This is a genomic window from Streptomyces pseudogriseolus (assembly GCA_002154585.1).
In the GTDB taxonomy this organism is placed as follows: Bacteria; Actinomycetota; Actinomycetes; order Streptomycetales; family Streptomycetaceae; genus Streptomyces; species Streptomyces pseudogriseolus.
Genome location: MUNG01000293.1, coordinates 1 through 4,867, shown reverse-complemented (window position 1 = coordinate 4,867; position 4,867 = coordinate 1). Strand labels below are relative to the sequence as shown.

Below are 4,867 nucleotides of genomic sequence, written 5' to 3'. Positions count from 1 at the left end.
GGGCGGGGCGCGTCGGGGAGGTCGAAGAGTTCGGTGCCGTTCTCGTCCCGGAAGGTGACGAGGCGGGTCCTCAGGCGTTCGAACGCCTCGCGGAGCCGGGTGAGTCCGGCCCAGGTCTGCATGTCCTTCACGGACGCGGGACCGAACGCGGCGAGGTAGCGCAGCACGGTGGCGTTCGGGGCCTGCGCGGGTTCGGCGGGTCTGCCCAGCCAGCGCTCGGCGGTGGTCAGCCGCACCTGGCCACTGCGGCCCCACAGCCCGCGCGGGGTGATCTGCACGAGCGGCAGCTTGCAGCGGGCGGCGACGGAGAGGGCCTGCGGGTCGGCGTCCGGCCAGTCTTCCAGGAGCGCCTCGCGCAGCTCCTTCATGGTGCGCGGCTCCTCCTCGACGAGGGCGCGGGCCCGGACGGCGAGGCGGTCCAGGTCGACACCGGCGAGCCCGGCGCGGAAGTGGTGCAGCTCCCGGTCGCGGGCGGCCTGCACCAGAGGTCGCAGGGTGAGGCAGTCGTCGGCGGTGTGGGTGTGGATGGTGGACCGCAGGGTGACGATCCGGACCACCTCGCGGTCGGCGAGGGGCCGGGACAGCGCCTCCGGGGTGAAGCCGTCGAGACGGGCGGCGAGCGCGTAGTACGGCGGCTTGACGTTCTGCGCCTGGAGACCGAGCAGGTGCTCGACGGCAGCCGTCGCGGACATCGGGGAGCGGCTCAGCAGGAGCTGCCGGGCCAGGGTGGCCCGGCTCAGCGCGCGGGGGCCGAGGACGGGCGGCGACGGCGGGGCGGTGGTCCGCTGCGACTTCGTCATGGGGGCACGGTAGCGAGGAAGTAGGCCGAAGTCTGTCCTCTTTCCCCCTCCCGGACAGTTGCCCCATTCCTGGACAGGACCGGCGGAGAGTAACGCCGTGGGCGTCCGGCGGCGCTGAACATCTGGGGCCGGACACCGGCCCCGCGCGCACGACATCCCCCCACGAAGGAAAGACCCCATGACTTCCTCCGCCCCCTCCCCCGACGACCACCCGGTCTACGACAGACTCGTGCGCGAGCGCGGTGACGTCGTGGCCGAGGTCCGCGAGGTGGCCGAGCGGACCCAGTTCGAGGTCCGCCAGGCGCTGGCGGGCACGATCCGTCCCCGCCCGCCGCAGACGGGCCCCCGCCAGCAGCAGGGCCCGGGCGGCCCGCGCCACCCCCAGGCGGGGCCGCGTCAGCCGCAGGGCGGGGTACGCCAGCAGGCGGGCGGGCCTCGGCAGGAACAGGGGGCTGGGCTGCCGCAGAGGCAGGGCGGCGAACCCTCGCAGGAACCGGGGCAGGGCCACGGGCTTCCGCAGCGACAGGGCGCCGACGCGCAGGGTCCGGGTCCTGGCCCCGGTCAGACGCAGGGCCCCGGCTCCCACCCGCAGGAGGACGGATTCGGACAGCAGCGTCCGGGGCTGCCGCAGAGGCAGGCGCCCGGTCACGGACCCGGCGGGCAGGCACAAGGCCCCGGTCCGCAGGGACCCGGTCCGCAGGGACCCGGCCCGCGTCCGCAGGAGGGCGAGCCGGGGCAGTAAGGGCCGGGACAGTAGGCGAGGCCGGCGGCCCCGGCGTTACGTTCCCCCTGGTCCGATTGCCGAGCCGCTCCCCGGGGCACTCGGTGCGCCGTGTACGAGGAACGGCGTTCAGGGCCGCGCAAGGTCCTCCTGACCGGGTGGTTCAGCTTTCGGGACGGGGAGGCGACCGCCGGGGACGTGCTGGCCCTGCGGCGGGTCGAGACGGTGCTGCTCGGCTCCGGTACGGCGTACGACGTCGCCTGGAGCCCCGGTTTCCGGCCGGACGCGCTGCACCTCGACGACGTACGGCCCCACGACTACTCGCACCTCGTGTTCGTGTGCGGGCCGCTGCACGGGCCGCAGGTGGAGGAGTTGCACCGGCGGTTCGCGCACTGCGTGCGGATCGCCGTGGGGACGTCGGTCATCGACCCCGGCGAGCCGGCGGTCACCGGGTTCCACCGGGTGCTGGCCCGGGACGCGCCCGGCAGCCCGCCGACCGAGGACCTGGCCGCCCGCGCCCCCGACGTGCCGCCGCGGCCGGTGGTCGGGGTGATCCTGACCCACGGACAGCACGAGTACGGGGCGCAGCGCCGGCACGCGGAGGTCGCCGAGCGGGTGACGCACTGGCTGGCCGGGAAGGACTGCGCCCGGCTGGAGCTGGAGACGCGGCTGGACACAAGGGACTGGCATCTGAACGCCACGCCGGCGCAGGTGCAGTCGGTGCTGGCGCGGCTCGACCTGGTCGTCTCCGACCGGCTGCACGGGCTGGTGCTGGCGCTGCGGGTCGGCACGCCGGTGATCGCGATCGACCCGGTGGCGGGCGGCGCAAAGGTGGCGGCGCAGGCGCGGGCCTGCGGGTGGCCGGCGCTGCTGCCGGCGGAGCAGGTGGACGGGCGGCGGCTGGACCGCTGGTGGGACTGGTGCCTGACGTCGGGCCGGGTGGCCGCGCGGCAGGCGCGCGAGACGTTCCGCGAGGGCCGGCTGCCGGACGGCGCGGACCGTCTGCTGGAGGCGCTCACGTCCCACGCGGGCGCCGGTCACGGCGCCGGTTAGGCCGTCCGTCCGCCGGGCACCCGGACCGCACGTCCACCCTGGCGGTGCGTTGGAGGAGAGACGGTGTCCCTCGGTCGGCTCCCTGAACACGAACAGCACATCCTCGACGAGATCGAGCGGTCGCTGCGGCGCGACCGCCGTCTCAACCGGCTGATGCGAGGCCGCCGTGCCCGCCGCGGCCCCGACTGGAAGCGGGTCGCGGGCCGGATCACCCGCTGCGAGCCGCGCGGCCGGACCGTCGCCCTGCTGGTCGCGGTGTCGGCGGCCCTGGTGGTGACCGGTGTCGTCACGGCGGCCCCGTGGGCGCTCTGGGTGTTCGTCACGGTGTGGCCGGTGACGCTGTTCGCGGCGTTCCGGCTGCTGTCCCGGTGGTCGGGCGACGCGGGCGGTGGCGGCCCGCGCCGCATGCGGTGAGCGCCGGCCGCCGTCAGCCCGTGTAGCGCCGGGCCTTCGACGCGCGCTGGACGGGTTCCAGGAGGCGCAGGCGGCTCTCCACCTCGGCGGGGAGCACACGGCGTTCGCGCAGGATCCAGGGGAGGGCGGCCGCCGCCTCCGTGAAGGCGAGGAGCGACGTCGTGTCGCGCGGGACCGTGCGGGCCAGATCGACCGTGCGGCGCAGGGCGGGGCCGACCGGGCGGCGGAGCCAGGTGAACCACAGGGTGTTGCGGATGCCGTGCCGGCGGCGCAGGGTCGCGTCCCGCGCTTCGGACGCCTGGTGGTGGATCGTGAGATGGTCGGCGTAGACGAGCCACCAGCCGTCGGCGGCGAGGTCGACGGCGAGCAGTTCCTCCTCCCCGCCGAGCCACAGCTTGGGGTGGAAGCCGCCCGCCTTTCGGAAGGCGTCCGTCCGCAGCACGGTCGCCGCGGCGAGGAAGGAGCCGAGGGCGGGTCCGGGCAGCCACGGCGGTCCCGGCACGGGCGACTCGCGCAGCTCGCAGACGATCGGATCCTCGGTGCCGTGCGGCTCGACGACGATACGCGCGGTGACGGAGACCACGGCGGGGTGCCGGTCGAGCAGGTCGGCGGCGCCGGCCAGGGAGCCGGGCGCCCACCAGGAGTCGTCGTCGCAGAAGGCGACGTACGGGGTAGTGACGTCACGGACGGCCAGGTTGCGGCCGACCGCGCCGAGGTTGCGGCCGGGGCGCAGCAGCCGGACCTCGGGGTGGTGGCGGGCGACCGCGTCGGCGGTGCCGTCGGTGGAGCCGTTGTCGGTGACGATCACCTCGGGCCGTTCGGGGAGTTCGGCGAGCCGGTCGAGGGTGCGCAGCAGTTCCCGGCGGCGGTTGTGCGTGATGACGACGACGGTCGTGCGGAGGTCGGTCATGCGGTCGCCCCTTCGGTCTCCAGCAGGCGGACGGCACGCTCCACGTGCGGGGGCAGCGGCCGGCGGGCGCGCAGGGCGGCGGGCAGCAGGGCGAGCGTCTGGCGCAGGGCGCGCCGGGCGGTGGTGTCGGCGCGGGCCTCGGCGGCGAGGGCGCCGGTGCGGGCGAGGGCGTGGCGGACGGGGCGGCGCAGCCATGCGGTGAGCACCTCGTTGCGGCGCTGCTGGGCGGGCCGGCCGGGGCGTCCGGAGGTGGCCGGGTGGTGGTGGGCGACGACGTCGGGGCAGTGGGTGACGCCCCAGCCGCGGGCGGCGAGGTCGTAGGCGAGGCAGGTCTCCTCGCCGCCGAAGAACAGCACCCGGTGGAAGCCGCCCGCGTCGAGGTAGGCGCTGCGGCGGACGACGGAGGCGCAGGCGAGGAAGCCGAGCACCTGGACGCCGGGGAGGTCGGTGGCGGGGCCGAGCGGGGAGCGGGCGAGGAGGTCGTTGAGCGGGTCGGGGGCGTTCTCGGGGCCGACGAGGGTGCGGGCGGCGATCAGTCCGAGCCGGGGGTGCGCGTCGAACAGGTCGGCGGCGCGGGCGAGCGCGCCGGGCGCCCACCAGGAGTCGTCGTCGGCGAACGCGACGTACGGGGTGTCCAGGGCGCGGGCCCCGTGGTTGCGGGCGAGGGCGCCGTGGTTGCGGGACAGGGCGAGGACCCGTACGTGGGGAAAGTCCTGGGCGACCATGGCGCGGGTGCCGTCGGTGGAGGCGTTGTCGGCGANNGGTCGCCGAGGTGCCGCAGGGTGACCGCGAGACGTTCCCTGCGGTCGCGGGTGGCGATGACGACGCCGACGCGGGCGTGGCCGGTCATGGGGCGGACTCCTCGGGGGCGGGCAGACGGTGCAGGGCGTCCAGCACCTCGTCGGGGGTGACGCGCAGCAGCGCGGGGTCGGGGCGGCGGGCGTGCGGGTCGCCCTCGGGGCCGTGCCA

Annotated in this window: 5 protein-coding genes and 2 pseudogenes; 3 read left to right on the top strand and 4 right to left on the bottom strand. The window is 76.1% G+C overall.

The features are described 5' to 3' along the window. Positions 1 to 800 (bottom strand): winged helix DNA-binding domain-containing protein (locus CCN29_RS23965; protein WP_086684418.1); only part of this gene is annotated, 800 nt, incomplete at its 3' end. 178 nt (positions 801 to 978) lie between these two features. Here CCN29_RS23965 and CCN29_RS23960 point away from each other — a divergent pair. The 3 genes from CCN29_RS23960 (at position 979) to CCN29_RS23950 (ending at position 2,988) form a co-directional block, all read left to right on the top strand. Next, positions 979 to 1,542 (top strand): hypothetical protein, encoded by a 564-nt coding sequence (locus CCN29_RS23960; RefSeq protein WP_051803341.1) that lies wholly within the window; start codon positions 979 to 981, stop codon positions 1,540 to 1,542. Between the two features lie 90 nt (positions 1,543 to 1,632). Then, positions 1,633 to 2,574 (top strand): polysaccharide pyruvyl transferase family protein, encoded by a 942-nt coding sequence (locus CCN29_RS23955; protein WP_006136822.1) that lies wholly within the window; start codon positions 1,633 to 1,635, stop codon positions 2,572 to 2,574. A 63-nt stretch (positions 2,575 to 2,637) separates the two neighbouring features. Then, positions 2,638 to 2,988, top strand: a complete 351-nt coding sequence (locus CCN29_RS23950; protein WP_086684415.1) for a DUF3040 domain-containing protein — start codon at positions 2,638 to 2,640, stop codon at positions 2,986 to 2,988. 13 nt (positions 2,989 to 3,001) lie between these two features. Here the strand turns inward: CCN29_RS23950 and CCN29_RS23945 are convergent, their stop codons facing one another. The 3 genes and pseudogenes from CCN29_RS23945 to CCN29_RS35020 all read right to left on the bottom strand — a co-directional run. Beyond that, positions 3,002 to 3,898: a glycosyltransferase family 2 protein gene (locus CCN29_RS23945; RefSeq protein WP_086684412.1), complete on the bottom strand. Its 897-nt coding sequence runs from the start codon at positions 3,896 to 3,898 to the stop codon at positions 3,002 to 3,004. Further along, a pseudogene (locus CCN29_RS23940) lies at positions 3,895 to 4,748 on the bottom strand (glycosyltransferase family 2 protein). Before CCN29_RS23940 ends, CCN29_RS23945 begins: the two are co-directional and overlap by 4 nt. Further along, positions 4,745 to 4,867 (bottom strand): annotated as a pseudogene (locus CCN29_RS35020) (glycosyltransferase family 9 protein); the annotation flags it as partial. The pseudogenes CCN29_RS35020 and CCN29_RS23940, both read right to left, overlap by 4 nt.